Origin of the sequence: Variovorax beijingensis, from assembly GCF_003951285.1 — a bacterium.
In the GTDB taxonomy this organism is placed as follows: domain Bacteria; phylum Pseudomonadota; class Gammaproteobacteria; order Burkholderiales; family Burkholderiaceae_C; genus Variovorax; species Variovorax beijingensis.
In genome coordinates this window covers 150104-166841 of the sequence record NZ_RXFQ01000011.1, presented here as the reverse complement: position 1 = coordinate 166841, position 16738 = coordinate 150104, and the positions used below count along the sequence as shown (strand labels likewise).

The 16738-nt window shown below is 70.5% G+C and carries 13 protein-coding genes; 2 read left to right on the top strand and 11 right to left on the bottom strand.

Going from position 1 to position 16738, the window contains the following annotated elements; all coding sequences use genetic code 11:
* Positions 1–19: 19 nt before the first annotated feature.
* From tcuC to EJO66_RS20020, 4 genes are all read right to left on the bottom strand, one after another.
* On the bottom strand, positions 20–1384 hold the full coding sequence (gene tcuC / locus EJO66_RS20035; RefSeq protein WP_125965880.1) for an MFS transporter: 1365 nt from the start codon (positions 1382–1384) through the stop codon (positions 20–22).
* Between the two features lie 105 nt (positions 1385–1489).
* The gene (locus EJO66_RS20030) at positions 1490–2182 is read right to left on the bottom strand and encodes a thioredoxin family protein (protein ID WP_206168864.1); all 693 of its coding nucleotides are present in this window, start codon (positions 2180–2182) and stop codon (positions 1490–1492) included.
* Between the two features lie 92 nt (positions 2183–2274).
* The gene (locus EJO66_RS20025; protein ID WP_206168863.1) at positions 2275–4485 is read right to left on the bottom strand and encodes a protein-disulfide reductase DsbD family protein; all 2211 of its coding nucleotides are present in this window, start codon (positions 4483–4485) and stop codon (positions 2275–2277) included.
* Between the two features lie 51 nt (positions 4486–4536).
* Positions 4537–5286, bottom strand: a complete 750-nt coding sequence (locus EJO66_RS20020; RefSeq protein WP_125965879.1) for an alanyl-tRNA editing protein — start codon at positions 5284–5286, stop codon at positions 4537–4539.
* A 163-nt stretch (positions 5287–5449) separates the two neighbouring features.
* Between EJO66_RS20020 and EJO66_RS20015 the strand changes: the two genes are divergently transcribed.
* Positions 5450–6808 carry a PQQ-dependent sugar dehydrogenase gene (locus EJO66_RS20015; protein ID WP_125965878.1) on the top strand — a complete coding sequence of 453 codons (1359 nt, stop codon included), beginning with the start codon at positions 5450–5452 and terminating at the stop codon, positions 6806–6808.
* A gap of 10 nt (positions 6809–6818) precedes the next feature.
* Here EJO66_RS20015 and EJO66_RS20010 read toward each other — a convergent pair whose 3' ends face one another.
* Together EJO66_RS20010 and EJO66_RS20005 are read right to left on the bottom strand one after the other, a co-directional pair.
* Entirely contained in the window at positions 6819–7388 is a 570-nt protein-coding gene (locus EJO66_RS20010; protein ID WP_125965877.1) for a GNAT family N-acetyltransferase, read from the bottom strand.
* Positions 7389–7402: 14 nt separating this feature from the next.
* Positions 7403–8413 (bottom strand): zinc-binding alcohol dehydrogenase family protein, encoded by a 1011-nt coding sequence (locus EJO66_RS20005; RefSeq protein WP_125965876.1) that lies wholly within the window; start codon positions 8411–8413, stop codon positions 7403–7405.
* A 97-nt stretch (positions 8414–8510) separates the two neighbouring features.
* Between EJO66_RS20005 and EJO66_RS20000 the strand changes: the two genes are divergently transcribed.
* On the top strand, positions 8511–9437 hold the full coding sequence (locus EJO66_RS20000) for a LysR family transcriptional regulator (RefSeq protein WP_125965875.1): 927 nt from the start codon (positions 8511–8513) through the stop codon (positions 9435–9437).
* On the opposite strand, the gene EJO66_RS19995 is transcribed toward EJO66_RS20000, so the two are convergent.
* The 5 genes from EJO66_RS19995 to pgaA all read right to left on the bottom strand — a co-directional run bounded on the left by EJO66_RS19995 (position 9421) and on the right by pgaA (position 16506).
* The gene (locus EJO66_RS19995; RefSeq protein ID WP_124959841.1) at positions 9421–10218 is read right to left on the bottom strand and encodes an SDR family oxidoreductase; all 798 of its coding nucleotides are present in this window, start codon (positions 10216–10218) and stop codon (positions 9421–9423) included. The two genes, EJO66_RS20000 and EJO66_RS19995, sit on opposite strands and share 17 nt — an antisense overlap.
* An 82-nt stretch (positions 10219–10300) precedes the next feature.
* Entirely contained in the window at positions 10301–10852 is a 552-nt protein-coding gene (locus EJO66_RS19990) for a PgaD family protein (protein WP_125965874.1), read from the bottom strand.
* Complete coding sequence (gene pgaC, locus EJO66_RS19985; RefSeq protein WP_125965873.1) at positions 10836–12119, bottom strand: poly-beta-1,6-N-acetyl-D-glucosamine synthase; 1284 nt, start codon at positions 12117–12119, stop codon at positions 10836–10838. The genes EJO66_RS19990 and pgaC overlap by 17 nt, the downstream gene beginning before the upstream one ends.
* The gene (gene pgaB, locus EJO66_RS19980; protein ID WP_124959838.1) at positions 12116–14179 is read right to left on the bottom strand and encodes a poly-beta-1,6-N-acetyl-D-glucosamine N-deacetylase PgaB; all 2064 of its coding nucleotides are present in this window, start codon (positions 14177–14179) and stop codon (positions 12116–12118) included. The genes pgaC and pgaB overlap by 4 nt, the downstream gene beginning before the upstream one ends.
* Positions 14179–16506: a poly-beta-1,6 N-acetyl-D-glucosamine export porin PgaA gene (gene pgaA / locus EJO66_RS19975; protein ID WP_164547861.1), complete on the bottom strand. Its 2328-nt coding sequence runs from the start codon at positions 16504–16506 to the stop codon at positions 14179–14181. The genes pgaB and pgaA overlap by 1 nt, the downstream gene beginning before the upstream one ends.
* Positions 16507–16738 lie beyond the last annotated feature (232 nt).

Here is a 16738-nt window from a genome sequence, read left to right as displayed (position 1 = left end):
CCCCGATTGTCGCAGGCCCCTAAACCACCGGCACCCGCCGCGCATCCGCCGGGTCCGCGTTGCGCCGATAGAGCACCAGCGTGGCCACCAGCCCGCAGACGGCGGCGGCCGTCATCCACAGGCCCGGCGCGCCCTTGTCGCCGGTCATCTCGATCAGGCCGGTGGCAATGGCGGGCGTGAAGCCGCCGAACAGCGCCGTTGCGAGGCTGTAGGCCAGCGAGAAGCCGGCGGTACGCACATCGACCGGCATCACCTCGGTGAGCGCCACCACCATCGCGCCGTTGTAGCTCGCGTAGAGGAACGACAGCCAGAGCTCCACTTCGAGCATGCGCGCGAAGCTCGGCGCGCCGACCAGCCACTTGAGCGACGGGTACGCGGTGAGGATGGCCAGCACCGTGAACAGGACCAGCAGCGGCCTGCGGCCCACGCGGTCGGACAGCGCGCCCATGACCGGCAGCCAGATGAAGTTGGAGATGGCCACGCACAGCGTGACGACCAGCGCGTCGGTCGTGCTCAGGTGCAGCACCGACTTGCCGAAGGTGGGCGTGTAGACCGTGATCAGGTAGAACGACACGGTGGTCATCGACACCAGCATCATCCCGGCCACGACGAGGCCCCAGTTGGCCACCATCGACTGGAAGATCTCGCGCGCATCGGGCCGGTGCTTGCGCGCCATGAACTCCTCGGTCTCCTGCAGCGAGCGGCGGATGACGAACAGCACCGGCACGATCAGGCAGCCGACGAAGAACGGAATGCGCCAGTAGAAGTCGCCGATCTGCTGCGGCGTGAAGGTCACGTTGAGCCAGTAGCCGAGCGCGGCGGCCACGATGATCGCCACCTGCTGGCTGGCCGACTGCCAGCTCACGTAGAAGCCCTTGCGGCCCGGCGTGGCCATCTCCGACAGGTAGACCGAGACGCCGCCCAGTTCCACGCCGGCCGAGAAGCCCTGCAGCAGCCGCCCGGCAAGCACCAGGAGCGGCGCCGCGAAGCCGATGGTGGCGTAGGCCGGCACGCAGGCGATGAGCAGCGTGCCGAGCGCCATCAGCGCGAGCGTGGCGATCAGGCCCTTGCGGCGGCCCACGCGGTCGACGTAGGCGCCCAGGAAGATCGCGCCCAGCGGCCGCATCAGGAAGCCCGCCCCGAAGGTCATGAAGGTCAGCATCAGCGAGGCGAACTCGTTGCCCGCCGGAAAGAAGGCCTTCGAGATCTGCGTGGCGTAGAAGCCGAACAGGAAGAAGTCGAACATCTCCATGAAATTGCCGCCCGTCACGCGCAGCACGGTGGCGAATTTCGAGGAGGCAGAGGCGCTGGAAGAAGCGGTGCCTGGAGCGGCACGGGCGGCGGCCGTGGCCGGTGGTTGCGCGGCGGATTGCGCAGGATTCATCTCGTTGTCCCCTTGGGCGGTGTCGTTCGCCCGAGGGTAGGCCGGGGTTCCCGACCACTGCCTGACCGCGCGAGTCAGGTACCTGTCACTGCCCGTGGGGCTTCGTCAGCTCTTGTACTTCACCGAGCAGCCGTAGGGCCGCGTGGAGGCCGTCGAGATCGGCTTGCCGCCGAAGGCCTCGCCCAGCGCCTGGTTCACGTAGTTGGTCGCGGTCTTGATGTCGTCGGGCCGGGCCGAGGCGATGCTGTCGATGCCGCCGGCATACACCAGCATGCCCTTGGGATCGATGATGAAGATGTGCGGCGTGGTGCGCGCGCCGTAGGCCTGGCCGATCACGCCGTCCTCGTCCATCAGCACCGCGGTGGGCGCGGCTTTCTGCGACTTCATCCAGGCGTCGAGTGCGGCGGGCTGCAGGTAGTCGCTGGCGGCGCGCTCGGTGGAATTGACCGACAGCCAGACCACGCCCTGGGCCGTGGCGGCCTTCTGCGTGGCGGGCATGTTGCCGCTGTTGTAGTGTTTGCGCACGAAGGGGCAGCCCGGGTTGGTCCACTCGAGCACCACGAACTTGCCGGCAAAGTCGGACAGCTTGTGCTTGGCGCCGCTGGTGTCCACTGCAACGAAATCGGGCGCCTGCTGGCCCACGGCGGGCGCGGCGAAGGCATTGTTGCCCATCAGGAAGGTGGCGCCCAGCGCCACGGCGGCCGCCACCACGGCGCGGCGCGAGGCGCGGCTGAGGGCTGCGCGTGCATGGCGCGCGGCACGAATGGAACGCGAGTCGGACGATGGCGAAAGTGTCATGGCCAGCTTGAACTCCAAAAGAAAAACGAACAACGGCGACAGCTTAGGGCGCTTTGCTCATGTGCATGTGACAACCCATGTCGCGCCGGGGGTCAAAGCGCGGCGAGCGCTGCGCGCACCTCGTCCTTGCCCAGGATCTCGGTCAGCACGACCGGCGCCTTGCCGGGCGCCTGCAGCACGTAAAGCGGCACGCCGCTGCGGCCGAGCGCCGTCAGCGCGGCGGTGATGGCGGGGTCGCGGCGCGTCCAGTCGGCGCGCAGCATCGCGACCTTCTTGCTGTCGAAATCGGCCAGCACCTCGGCATCCGCCAGGGTGGCCTTCTTGTTGTACTGGCAGGTCACGCACCAGGCGGCCGTGAAGTCGATGAACACCGGCTGCCCGGCGCCCGTGAGCTCGGCCACGCGCGCGGCCGACCAGGGCTGCCAGCGCTCTCCGGCGGTGGCAGCCAGCCTGGCCGGCTCCACCGTCTGCAGCACGTTGCGTCCGATGGCGGCGGCCAGCACCGCGGTGAACGCGACCATCAGCGTGGCGATCACCAGCCGCGTGCGCCCGCGCAGCGTGAGCGCCCAGACGATGGCGGCCATGCACACCAGCAGCGCGAGCAGCGTGCCCGCGCCGTCGATGCCGCTTTGCTGGCCCAGCACCCAGACCAGCCAGGCCACGGTGGCGAACATCGGGAACGCCAGCAGCCGCCGCAGCGTGTTCATCCAGGGGCCGGGCCTGGGCAGCAGCAGCGCCACGGCCGGGATGAAGCCCGCCACCAGGTACGGCAGCGCCAGGCCCAGGCCCAGCGCGGCGAACAGCAACAGCGCCTGGGACGCGGGAAGCCCGATGGCAAAGCCGAGCGAGACGCCCATGAACGGCGCGGTGCAGGGCGAAGCGATCACCACCGCCAGCACGCCCGAAAGAAAGTCGTTGGCAACCGGATGGCGGGCCTGGGCCGAACACAGCGACAGGGGCGCCGCGCGGCCGAACTCGAAAACGCCCGCCAGGTTGAGCCCGATCAGCGTGAACAGCGCCGCGAGCGCCGCCACCACGGCCGGCGATTGCAGCTGGAAGCCCCAGCCGAGCTGGGCGCCCGCGGCGCGCAGCGCCAGCATGGCGCCGCCCAGCGCGAGCATCGAGAACATCACGCCGGCGGTGTAGGCCAGGCCCGCGGTGCGGTGCGCGCTGTGGTTGCCGGCCTGCCGCGCAAAGCCCAGCACCTTGATCGCGAGGATCGGGAAGACGCAGGGCATGAGGTTCAACAGCAGTCCGCCGAGCAGCGCGCCGAGCAGCGCGGCCATCAGCGTGACCGTGGGTTGCGGCGGCAGTTCCGAAGAAGGCGAGGAAGGAGCGGCGGCCGCATTGGCGGCAAGGGCCGCCTGCAGCGCGGGCGAAACCTCCGCGCGCGGCGCCGCGGCGGGCCAGCTGCCGCTGACGGGCGCCTCGACGCGCCAGGCCACCGGCTGGCCCGGCTGCCGGTCGGGCTCGGCCAGCGCCACCACCAGCGGCAGGGTCGTCGGGCTGGCGCTGCGCTGGTCGGCCAGCGGCAGCGTGGCGGTCCAGGTGCCGCCTTGCCAGCTCTGGGTCCAGTCCTTGCCCGATTCGGCGGCGGTGCGGATCAGCTCGGGCGTTTCGGGGAAGAAGCCCAGAGTCTTGCCGTGGACCGAGGCGGGCAGGCCTTCCAGCCGCACCTGCAGCGCATTGCCGCGGACCTCGACCGCGCCCGGGTTGCCCAGCGGCTGCGGCTGCGCGGCCTGCGCCGCGTCGAAGTCGGCCTTGTGCAGCGCGGTCGAGCCCTGCAGCGGCAGGGCCAGGGCGAATTCGCCTTCCTCGGGGATGCATTCCTTGCGGCACACCAGCCAGCTGGCCTTGAGCCGCACGTCGAGCGCCGATGCGCCGGCGCCAAGGGCCAGCGGCGGCTTGAAGCTGCTCGACACCTCGAGCGGCACCGGCAGCAGCACCGTGCCTTCGTAGCCATAGTTGGCGAGGTTGCCGACCGGAATCTTGCGCGGCACGGGCCAGGCGATCTCGCCGGCCGCCACGCCGCTCGGCAGTGTCCAGTTCAGTTCGGTGGGCAGGCCCGAATCGCCGGCGTTCTTCCAGTAGGTGTGCCACTCGGGCTGGTGGGTGATCTGCAGCCCGACCCAGACCGGTGCGCCCGGCGAAACGCCTTCGGGCGCGTGTGCCACCAGCTCGGCGCGCACGTGGGGGGTGGTGACCACCGCTCCCGGCCTGGATGCCAATTGGGCCGCAGCCGGCATGCAGGCTGCGGCGGCTGCTACCAGGAACGTAGCGATGTGAAAGCGGAAAAAGATCATGCCGTCAGTCGGAGCAGGGGAGCGGTGCGAAGTTCCGATGGTTGCGGCGGCTCAGGCGGCCCAGCCCAGCACCACGCGGCGGCTGTTGGCGCTCTTTTTCTCGATCTTGGTGACCATCACCGCGCCGATCTCGGCGGTGTTTGCAACATGCGTGCCGCCGCAGGGCTGGAAATCGATCTGCGCCTCGCCCTCGCCGCCGATTCGGATGGTGCGTACCGTGCCCGTGCCGCGCGGCGGCTGGACGCTCATGCTCTTGACCAGCGCCGGGTTGGCGTCGAGCTCCTCGTCGGTGATGGCGCCCACGGTCAGCGGATGCGCGGCTTCCACCAGCCGTGCGAGGCCGGCCGTCAGCGCTTCCTTGTCGAGCGGATCGGTCATGTGGAAGTCGATGCGCGCGTAGTCGGGCGTGATCGAGCAGCCGTTCACCGGCACGGGCACCAGGTGGCAGAGCAGGTGGCTGGCGGTATGGAAGCGCATCAGCCGGTGGCGGCGCTCCCAGTCGAGGCGGGCGGTCACGGCGCTGCCGGGCTCCAGCGCGGCGAGCAATTCGGCCTGGCCGGGCGCCGGCACGTGGACGACTTCCTGCGTGGGCTGGCCTTCCTCGTTCTTCGCCTTGCGCGTGTCGGCAATGGCCAGTTCGCGCCCGTCGGCCAAGGCCAGCACGCCGGTGTCGCCGGCCTGCCCGCCGCCCAGCGGATAGAACACGGTGCGGTCCAGCACGATGCCGGTATCGTCGATGCGCAGGATGCGGGCTTCGCAGGCGCGCAGGTAGGCGTCGGCACGGAACAGGTCGTCGGTCATGCGGCCGATGGTAGCGGCGATGCGTGAATGGGGTGCGCCCACGCCAAAAAGCGCCCATGGCCGACAGTCCCTGCGGGCGCCGTCCTCATGATTTGCCGAAGGAACGCCGAAGCGAACGAACGAAGAAAGGCGGCCCCGTGCCGCAACAAACCAAGGAGCGCGAATGAAGGTACCGAGCATCGCCATTTCCCCGCTGGCCGGGGTGGCCGCCATGGCTGCCGCGCTGGCGCTCGCCGGCTGCGGCGAAACCGCCAAGCTGGCGCCCGAGGCCACCATCGGGCCGCGTCCGCAACTGGCCGAACCCAACAAGACGCTGATTCCCACCGTCAACGTGGCTGCGGCGGTCGGCTGGACCGACACCGCCGCCCCCAAGCCCGCCCAGGGCCTGCGCGTGAGCGCGCTGGCGCGCGGGCTGGACCACCCGCGCTGGGTCTACACGCTGCCCAACGGCGACGTGCTGGTGGCCGAAAGCAACAAGCCGCCCAAGCCCGAAGGCAGCAGCGACGGCGCCAGCGGCCCGATGGGCAAGATCCGCAACTGGGTCATGGGCAAGGTCATGGGCCGCGCCGGGGCGGGCGTGCCGAGTCCCAACCGCATCACGCTGCTGCGCGATGCAGACGGAGACGGCGCGGCCGAGGTGCGGCAGGTGTTCCTGTCGAACCTGAGCTCGCCGTTCGGCATGGCGCTGGTGGGCAGCGAGCTGTTCATCGCCAACGCCGACGCGCTCGTCAAGGTGCCCTACACCGAGGGCCAGACCTCGGCCAGCGCAGCGCCCACGGTGGTCACGCCGCTGCCCGCGGGCATCAACCACCACTGGACCAAGAACGTGATCGCCAATGCCGAAGGCACCAAGCTCTACGTCACGGTCGGCTCCAACAGCAACATCGGCGAGAACGGGATGGCCGCCGAAGAAGGCCGCGCCGCCATCTGGGAAGTGGACATGAAGAGCGGCGAAAAGCGCCTGTTCGCAAGCGGCCTGCGCAACCCCAACGGACTGGCCTGGGAGCCCGAGACCAAGGCGCTGTGGACCGTGGTCAACGAGCGCGACGAAATCGGCAGCGACCTGGTGCCCGACTACCTGACCTCGGTGAAGGATGGCGCCTTCTACGGCTGGCCCTGGAGCTACTACGGCGGCCATGTGGACGCGCGCGTCACGCCGCAGAAGCCCGACATGGTGGCCAAGGCCATCGCGCCCGACTACGCGCTCGGCTCGCACGTCGCGCCTCTGGGGCTGGTCTTCTCGGACGGCCGCGGCATGCCGCCCCAGTTCGCGGCCGGCGCCTTCATCGGCGAGCACGGCTCCTGGAACCGCAAGCCGAAGTCGGGCTACAAGGTGGTGTTCGTGCCGTTCTCCGGCGGCAAGCCGAGCGGGCCGCCGGTCGACGTGCTGACCGGCTTCCTCTCGGCCGACGAAAAGGCGCACGGCCGCCCGGTGGGCGTGGCGCTCGACAAGAGCGGCGCGCTGCTGGTGGCCGACGACGTGGGCAACGTGGTCTGGCGCGTGTCGGCGCAGGCGAAGTAGCGCGCGGCCCTCATCCTTGCTTCGGCCGGGCGATGCTATAGAGCCTGTGCCGCCGCAGCGCATGCCCCTCGGGCACGGCCGGGTGGTCGAAGGCGCCATCCAGGTCCTCGCGCATGCCCAGGCGCTCCATCACCGCCGCCGAGCGAAGATTGCCGAGCGCCGTGAACGCCACGATCTCGTCGAACCCGAGCCGCTCGAAACCCACCTGCAAGGCGGCGTGCGCGGCCTCGGTCGCGAGCCCCTGGCCCCACCACTTTCGGGCGAAGCGCCAGCCGATCTCGACGCAGGGCGAAAAGGGCAGGGCGGCCAGCGGCACGTTCAGGCCCGTGAAGCCGGCGAACTCGCCCGATGCCTTGTGCTCCACGGCCCAGAAGCCCCAGCCCTGCTCGGCGATGCGGGCCCGGATGCGCGCGGCCAGCGCATCGCTCGCGGCCCGCGTGGGAAGCGGCAGCAGGAACTCCATCACCAGCGGATCGGCCGCGAGCGCGGCAAAGGGCGCGAGATCGCTCCCCTGCCACTGGCGCAGCCGAAGGCGCGGGGTTTCGAATTCGATCGGGGGCTGGATGCTGTCTTCGGCCATGCGGCCGATTGTGCTCAGAACCCCGCGAGCACCACCTTGCCCTGCGCCTTGCCGCTTTCGATCAGCGCATGCGCCTTCCTGAGGTTGGCGGCGTTGATGGTGCCGAAGCCCGCGTTGGCGGTCGTGCGGATGCGGCCCGCATCGACCAGCGCCGCCACCTCGGCCAGCAGCGCGCCCTGCTCGGCGATGTCCGGCGTTTCGAAGCGCGAGCGCGCGAACATCATTTCCCAGTGCAGCGAGATGCACTTGGTCTTGAGCGGCATCGCGTCGAGCGACGGCAGGTCGTCGATCACCGCGAGCTGGCCCTGGGGCTTGAGGCTTTCGATGATCTGCGCGTAGTGCTGGCCGGTCTGCGTGAGGCTCGCGACCATGTCGACCTCCCCGATGCCCGCGGCCTTGAGTTCGGCCGCGAGCGGCTTCGAATGGTCGATGACCGCGTGGGCGCCGAGCGCCAGGCACCAGGCCCGCGTCTCGGCGCGCGAGGCGGTGGCCACCACGCGCAGTTGCGTGAGCTGGCGCGCAAGTTGAATGAGGATCGACCCCACGCCGCCGGCCCCGCCGGTGACCAGCAGCGTCTGGCCCGCGCCGCCGTTCTTCGGCACCCGGAGGCGGTCGAACAGCAGCTCGTAGGCGGTGATGGTGGTCAGCGGCATCGCGGCGGCCTGCGCATCGTCGAGGCTCGTGGGCGCGAGCGCCGCGATGCGCTCGTCCACCGCATGCAGTTCGGCGTTGGCGCCGGGCCGCACGATCGAGCCGGCGTAGTACACGCGGTCGCCGACCTTGAAGTTCTTCACCCCGGCGCCGACGGCCTCGACCGTGCCCGCGGCATCCCAGCCCAGCACCTTGGGCTGGCCGGCTTCGGGCGCCATGTTCCTGCGCACCTTGGTGTCGACCGGGTTGACCGAGATCGCCTTCACGCGCACCAGCAGGTCGCGCGGGCCGGTCACGGGGGCGGGCAATTCGATGTCCTGCAGCGACTCGGGGTTGTCGATGGGCAGGGGTTGGTAGTAGCCGATGGCTTTCATGGGGAGAACCTTTCCTTGGGTGTTTCCTGAACGATGGCTCGACTGTAGGATGACAATCAAGAATTGATAAGACCATCTTGATGAGCAACATTTTCAAATGAGAATTGAAAATTTCTCGGACCTCCAGGTGCTGGTGCAGACCGCCCGCGGCGGCACGCTCACGGCCGCCGCCCATGCGCTGGGCATGACGCCGGCGGCGGCCAGCGCCACGCTCAAGCGGCTGGAAACGCAGCTCGGCGCCCGGCTGTTCGAGCGCTCGACCCGCGCCATGCGCTTGACCTCGCAGGGCCAGACGCTGCTCGACTACGCGGTGCGCGCCTTCGAGCTGCTGGACGAAGGCGAGTCGCTGGTCACGGCCGAGCGCGGCGAGCTGGTCGGCACCCTGCGCGTGGCCGCCCCGTCGGACCTCACGCGCAGCACGCTGCTGCCCTGGTTCGACGAATTCCTTGCGCTGCATCCGGGCGTGCAGCTGTCGCTGTCCGTCGGCGACCGGCTGCTCGACGTGACGCGCGACGAGGTCGACGTGGCGCTGCGCTACGGCGCGCTGGCCGATTCACGGCTGGTGGCGCGGCCGTTCGCGCTGACCAATCCGCTGCTCACCGCATCGCCCGCCTACCTGCGCCGCCACCCCGCGCCGAAGACGCCGCAGGACCTGGTGCATCACAACTGCCTCACCTTCGACCGCGGCGGGCGCCGCCATCGCACATGGCGATTCACGCAGAACGGGCAGTGGACCGAAGTGCGCGTGAAGGGCGACCGCAGCGTGGACGACGCGTCGCTCGCGCGCGAGTGGGCGGTGGCGGGGCGCGGCATTACGCTGAAGTCAGCGCTCGACGTGCACAACGACATCGCGAGCGGCCGGCTGGTGCACCTGCTGCCCGAGTGGGACACCGAGCCCTATCCGCTGCACGCCCTGTTGCCGAGCGGGCGCTTCGTGCCCGCGCGCGTGCGGGCGCTGGTCGATTTCCTGGCGCTGAAGTTCGAGGCGCTGACCACGGCCACCGCCCTCAGATCATCGGCGTGACCGCGCCGTCCATCGCGACGATCGCGCCCGTCACATAGCTCGCCTTCGGCGACGCCAGGAACACGACCGTGTTGGCAATTTCCTGCGGCGTGGCGATGCGCCCGAGCGGCAGCCGGGCCGTGGCGCGCTGCAGCGCCTCGTCGCTGCCGATGCCCTGCAGCTTCGCGTCCGCCTTCATGCCTTCCTGCAGCCGCTCGGTCAGCGTGAGGCCGGGGTTCACCGCATTCACGCGCACGCCCCTGGCCGCATAGGCCGCGGCCATGCCGGCGCTCACCAGCATCAGCGCCGCATTGGCCGCGCCGCCGGCCATGTGCACCGGGCTCGCGACCTTGCCGCCCTGGCCGATCACGTTGACGATCGCGCCGCGGCCGCGCCGGCCCATGCGCTTGACCACCGGATCGATCATGTGGATGTAGGTGAAGTACTTGGCGTCCATCGCGTCGTGCCAGGCGGCGGCATCCAGCTCGTCGGGCGGCGTGCGGCGCGCGGCGCCGGCCGAATTGACCAGCACGTCGACCGGTCCGAAGGCCTGCTCGGCCGCATCGAGCGCGGCCACGGCGCTGGCCGGATCCTTGAGGTCGGCCGCATGCACCGAGACCCGGCCCTCGGCCTCGGCGAACGCTTCGGCCAGGGTCTTGCGGCCCCGCTCCAGGTTCTGCAGGTCGCGCGACACGAGGCTCACGCGCGCGCCCTCCTGCAGGAAGCCCAGCGCGCAGGCCAGGCCGATGCCCTTGCTGCCGCCGGTGATGAGAACGTGCTGGTCCTGGAGCTGGAGATCCATTGAAGAGTCCTTGAAGGGTTGCTGCGAACCGGAGCGATTGAATCACCGACGCGAAACCCCTGCAGGGATGCGGCCGTACCGCTCAGCGCGCAGCGGCCGCCGTTTGCAGCGCGGGCTGCGGCAGGCCGAGTGCCGCGTCCTCGGCATGGCGCAGCTGGCCGTCGCGGTCGTGGTGCACCAGCAATTGGCGGGCGCGCTGCCAGGTGGACAGGCGTGCCGGCGGCACGGCGATGTAGGAGGCCAGCGCGAACAGCGACGACTGCTCCTGGTCCGGCGGCGTTTCGCGCAGCTGCTGCAGCCGGCGGAACGGCGCCATCAGCAGCATCGAGACCAGGATCACGCCGATCACGGTGGCATAGAGGCCGAGCAGGTGCAGCACCTCGGGCTGCGAGCGCGCGCCGAGCACGTAGGGCCATGCGTACCAGACCGCGCAGAACCAGATCGCCACGGTGACGGCCGGGCGCAGCACGCGCAGCCACAGGTACATGGCCAGCGTGCGCTGCGGCGAGCGGCCGCTGCCGAAGGCGCGCAGCGAAATCCGCGCGGCGTCGATGATCGGCTCTTCCCCCGCGGGCTGGCCCCAGGAGCGGCGCCGCACCGGCGGCAGGGTGTGGGATTCAGGGTGGTGGTGCATCGGAAACTCCTCGGTCAGGGCTCGTCCACACCGCACGCTTGCCGCGGCGGCGCATCAGGGCTTTGGGAAGGGCGATGACGGTGGCCGCCATCGTGATGGTCCAGAAAGCGATCGGGTACCAGATCGTTCCGGCGAAATAGCGCAGCAGGTCGCGGTCGTAGCGGCGATCGATCCACAGGCTCAGCAGCATCTGCAGGATGCAGGTCATGGCAAGCAGCGTGCCCTGCCAGTGCGGCAGCAGCGCCGAATGCCACGCCGACGCAGCGGGCAGCAACGGCCGCAGAAAGCCGATGAGCAGCACGAGCGCCATCGCATAGGCCCACACCACGCTGACCATGTACTCGGCATAGACCAGCCACATGCGCCACTGCCGCGGCCGCAGGATGCGCGGGGTGTAGCGCAGCATGGTCTGGATGCCGCCGACGGCCCAGCGCAGGCGCTGCTTCCAGAGGCCGCGCAAGGTCTCGGGCATGAGGATCCAGCACAGCGCGCGCGGCTCGAAGCGCAGCTGCCAGCCGCCGAGCTGGAGCTTCCAGCTCATGTCGATGTCCTCGGTGAGCACGTCGGGGCTCCAGAAGCCCACGTCGATCACGGCGCGGCGGCGGAACATCGCGATCACGCCCGACACCGTGAACAGCGTGCCCACCAGCTGCTGCGAGCGCTTGATGAGCCCGATGATCGAGGAGAACTCGCCCACCTGCATGCGCCCGAGCAGCGTGGTGCGGGTGCGGATGCGCGGATTGCCGGTCACGGCGCCGATGCGCTCGGACTCCAGCATCGGGTTCAGCATCCAGGCAATGGCGTTGGCGTCCACCAGCGCATCGCCGTCGATGCCCAGGATGTACTCGCCGCGCGCGAGCTGGCAGGCGGTGTTCAGGCCCACGGCCTTGCCCTGGTTGCTGGCGTTGTGGATCACGCGCAGGCGGCTGTATTCCTGCGTCATCGCGTCGAGCAGCTCGCCCGTGCCGTCGGTGCTGCCGTCGTTGACGGCGATCACCTCGAAGTTCGGATAGCGCGTGCGCATCAGCTGCTCGATCACCTCGCGCAGGTGGGGCGCTTCGTTGAAGCAGGGCACCACCACCGTCACCAGGGGCTGCGACGCAAGCACTTGCAGCGGATCGATCTCGACGTCGCGCCGGCGCTCGAACACCCAGGCATGCGACAGGCCGCCCGCCATCCAGACGTACGCCATGAAGAAGGGGTAGTAGAAGACGAAGCCGAACAGCAGCGGCGGCATCGCTTCGGACAGGGCGTGGAGGGTGGTCATGGCGAGCGGCCTTCTTCCGCGGATGCCGCGGATGTCGCGGCGGACGTTGGCGCTGGCGCGGGCAGCGCGCGCGGCAGCAGCGCGCGCACCGAGATCGCGCGGCGCACCACCTCGAGCGAGGGCTGGTTGGCCAGGAAGTCGTCGGGGTAGTAGCCCAGGTGCCGCACGCCCATGCGGTGCAGCAGCGCCCACTGGCGCGCGAGTTCCTCGTCGGGCACGGGCCGGCCGGTGCGCCAGTCGCGCGCCTGCAGTTCGAAGACGGTGCCGTCCAGGCCGCGCGGCGTGCCGGCCGCGCGGCGCGCAAGGCGTGCGAGCCAGGCCTGCGCATCGGCCTCGCGCTCCATGCGCGGCATGGCCATCAGCGCCACGTAGTCGTAGGCCGCGAGCGAGGCTTCGTAGTTCTGCGCGAACCATTGTTCCGCCGCGGGTTCGAGCACCGGCCGCGCATAGAGATTGCGCGCGGTTTCCAGTCCGGGCCGCCACGCGCCTGCGCGCGCGGCGAGCTCCCGGGTGAATTCCGTCAGGTACCGCGTCTTGGCGCTGGTCCAGCGCGCCATCAGGGCCGGGTCGGCGCGGATGGCGGCCACGTCGGCCGGCAAGCCCCAGCGGCCGTATTCGGCGAGCGCGGGCGGGCTTGCGTCTTCGTCGTCCGAAAGCATCGCGTCGTCGTGGAACAGCAGGCCCTCGAAGAAGGCATGGCGCCCGAGGTCTTCGTAGATGCCGCCGATCAGCGCGCGCACTTCGGGGTCGAAGGGCGACAGCCGGTGGTAGCGGTCCGCGGGTGTGCCGCCGTCCATGGTGCGCACCGTATGCGTCGCGAGCGGGTGGGGCGCCGGCAGGCGAAACGCCATCACCGGCATCCATGCATAGACCTTCACGCCGGTGCGGCTGCGCAGCTGCCAGGCTGCGCGGCTGAAGAGGTCGGCGCGCATGGGCAGCTGGCGGTTCGGGAAGTAGAGCGCATCGGCCACGCCGTCGCCGTCGGGGTCGGCATAGGCCTGCAGGAACACCGAGCGGGGCCGGATGGCCGCGACGCGGTCGAGCAGGGCCGAGAGGTTGCGCTCCTGCTGTGCCGGATCGGGGTCGTAGACGTAGTCCAGGTCGACGTGCATCACGCGGTTGACCGGCCGCAGCTCGCCGCCCACGGGGCTGCTCAGCAGCCGGGCGTATTCGGGTGCCTCGTTGTCGTAGGCCACCAGCGCACGGCGAACCTGCGAGAGCGGCACCGAGGCCGTGTTCGGCCCGTCGTCGAGCGTGAACGTGACGGGCATCCCCGCGCGCTCGGCCGCCTTCAATGCCGCGCTGTTGTAGGCGCCGTAGGGCCACACCATCGCGCGCACCTTGGCGCCGGTGCGGGCCTCGATGATGCTGCGGCTGCGGCGCAGGTCGGCTTCGATGCGCTGCGCGTAGGCGGCGTCGTCCTCGTAGCGGCCCGTGGCCGGGTCGTAGCGGTGCGTTGCGGCGGACGGCAGCAGGTTGCCCTGCGGATTGGCCTGCACGCCGTTGTGCATCGCATGGCTGTGGCTCGCCAGCTCGACCAGGCCGGAGCGCGCCATTTCGGCGGCCTCGCTCCAGCGCAGGAAGTCGTCGCGCGGCGCCGGCTTGTCGCCATAGGGAACGCTTGCGCCCTCCGGCACGTCGAGCCAACTGGTCACCAGCGCCAGCAGCGCGGGATAGCCGAAGCGCTTGAGCAGCGGGAAGACCTTGGTGTAGGCGCTGCGGTAGCCGTCGTCGAAGGTCAGCAGCACGGGCTTCGGGGGCAGCGGCTGGCCGCCGGCGCGCGCATCGATCGCCTGCTGCAGGCTGATGGGGTGGTAGCCGTTGTGCCGCAGCCAGGCGAACACCTCGGCCAGCGTGCGCTCGTCGATGGCGGTGCCGTCGGGCGAACTCTCGAAGCTCGCGCGCACATTGCTGCGCACGTCGTGGAAGGAGAGCACGCGAAAGCTCACGCCGTCGTCGGGGTCGGCGGGCGGCAGCGGCTGCGCCGCGCCGGGAAGCGCGAGCGCCAGCAGCAGCCAGGCCATGGTGGCGCGCAGGAGGATGAACAGGTCGGTTCGCATCAGGGCAGGGGCATCGAAAGGTTCAGGAAGACGCTGCGCTGCCGTTCGCGCACGCCGTCGTAGGGATGGCTGGAGATGCCCAGCCCGTAGCGCAGGCTCAGCTTCGGGCCCAGGTTCCACCTGTGTTCGTAGCGCACGCTCCACAGCGGGCCGGTTCCGAAACCGGCCTGGCGATAGCTGCCGCCGCCGATCTCGATGGCCTGGAAGAACTGCCTGTCGTCGCTTTTCCAGTTGAGCCATTGCGCGCGCACGGTGAGCAGGGCGCTGGCATCGCGGGGCGGGCTGAAGTACGCGGCCTCCTGCTGCCGGCCGCGGCTGGTGCCGGCGCCGAGCCGCGTCTCGAGCTGGAAGCGCGGCGTGCTGACCCAGCGTTCGCGCCAGCTGAAGTCGAGGCCGTTGCGCAGGTTGCCGTCGCTGAAGTCGAGCCGCTGCCATTGCAGCTCGAAGCGGCGCGCCTCGTTCACCACATGGCTCACGCCCAGGCTGGTCTCGCGTGCCCCGATGCCTGCGATGCGTGCCTTCCAGGGCAGCTCCTTGCTGTCGCCGTCGAAGGTGGCCGAGAGCCGCCATGCGTCCCCGGCGCGGTAGTCGATGCGTCCGGCCGCGCTGGTGCGGTAGGGCCCGGTGTTGGCATGCTGCAGGGCGCCCTCGGCCAGCCAGCGGCCGCGCTGCCAGGCAAGGCCGATGCCGCCGCGCGCCCAGTTTCCGTTGCCGTCCGAGGTGTCTGCGCGGCCCAGCACCTGGTCGTAGAAGACGCGCCATTCGTCGTCGATCAGGCCCGAGCTGAGGCGGCTCGCCACGCGCCATTCGCGGTTGGCGATGGCGGCGCCGCCGGAAGCTGCCTCGGCATCGAGATCGAGCCGCGGGCCGGTGGCTGCGCGCCGCTTGCGGGCCAGGTCGCGCACCTGGGCGGTGTCGGGCGCGTCGGCCTCGAGCGATTCGGCGCGGCGGCGGGCCTCGCGGAATTCGCCCGCGTCGAGCAGCGCCTCGACGTGGCCGGCGCGTGCGCCGATGTCATGCGGGTGGTCGGCGGCCAGCGCCTCGTAGCGCGCGAGCGCCGCCTCGGGGTGATCGCGCAGCCGTTCGGCCAGGCCCGCGCCGGCCGCAAACTCGGCGTTGAGAGGCGCTTCGCCTGTGAGCAGCGCGAAGCGCTGCTGCGCGAGCGCGTGCCGGTCGCCGTAGAGCAGCAGCATGGCGCGGATGCCGTTCGCTTCGGTGTACTCGCCGTTCGGCAGGCCCGCTTCGGGCGCGAGGCGCAGCGTGGCGGGCGTGGCGCCTTCGATGCGCGCGAGCAGCGCATCGGCTTCCTCGAAGCGGCCGGTATCGAGGTAGGCGTAGGCCAGCCCCTGGTAGATCGGGTCGGCCGCCGGCAGCGCCGGGCCGCTGCCGGCCACGGCCGCCTCGAACAGCGGCACGGCATCGATCGAGCGGCGTTCCTGCGCGAGGGCGCGGGCTGCGGCACCGAGTGCATAGGGCGGCAGCGCCGATCCGTCGGCGTGCAGTGCCTCGTACAGCGCAATGGCGTCGGCGGGCCGGCCGCGCTCGACAAGCGCCAGCAGCCGGTCCGACTGCAGCCGCAGGCGAAGGGAGCGCCATGCCTCGGCATCGACCGGGTCGGCGTGCAGTGCCGATGCATTGAGCCGGGCCCGCGCGATCTCCTGCTGCGCCAGCACCTTGTCGAGCGCGGCCACGCGCGCCGCGCCGATGCGCTCGTCGCGCTCCAGCACCGCCCAGCGCAGTTGCTGCGCGAGCGCCTGCTGCTGCAGCGTGGCCAAGGTCAGCGCCGTGAAGGTGCCGGGATTCGCGCGCTCCGCCGCTTCGGCTTCCTCGAAGGCCGCGGATGCGGCGCCGCTCGACGCCAGCAGCAGTTCGGCTTCGCGCTGCGCATCGCGCGACGCCGGCAGGCGCGCCCGCCAGACGGCGATGGCCTCGCCCTGCAGCGCGAGGTCGTGCGTGCGGCGTGCCGCCAGGGCCAGCGGGCCGAGCGCGTAGTCGTGCAAGCTGGCAGGCGGCCCTTGGCGGCCCAGGGCCGCGGCTTCGGCGAACTGGCCGTCCGCGGCCGCGATCGCCACGGCGTCGGAGACGACGCGCTGCCGCTCGGCATGGCCCAGCGCCGTTGCGAGCCACGCCTTCAACTGCTGCAGCGCTTGCGGCGGCGCGATGCGGTTCGCGCGATACGCGGCAATGAGCGCATCGTGCCGTTGTGGATCGTAGGAGGAGGCTGCGGTGCGATCGGCCGCCGCGGGCGATGCAATTGCAACCGGTGCCGCAACCGCAGCGGAGGCGCCGAACGCCAGCAGGCAGACGACCGGAGGCAGCTTCCGCACAGCCTGTGCGAGGTATCGAGGCCACGGGCCGGCCGGCGCCGAATTGCGCCCAGCCACGACCGTGCCTCCATCGTTCTTGTGGATTGGCACTCTGCTCCCTTTGATTGCGCTCCCTGCACGGCGAAACGCCATTCAGGGCAGAACTTTTCAAGCCACGAGAGCTGTATTGAAAAGTTCCTAAAAAGTGACTCTATGGGAGTTTGTTAACAAATGGCTCACAAGCAGCGAAAGA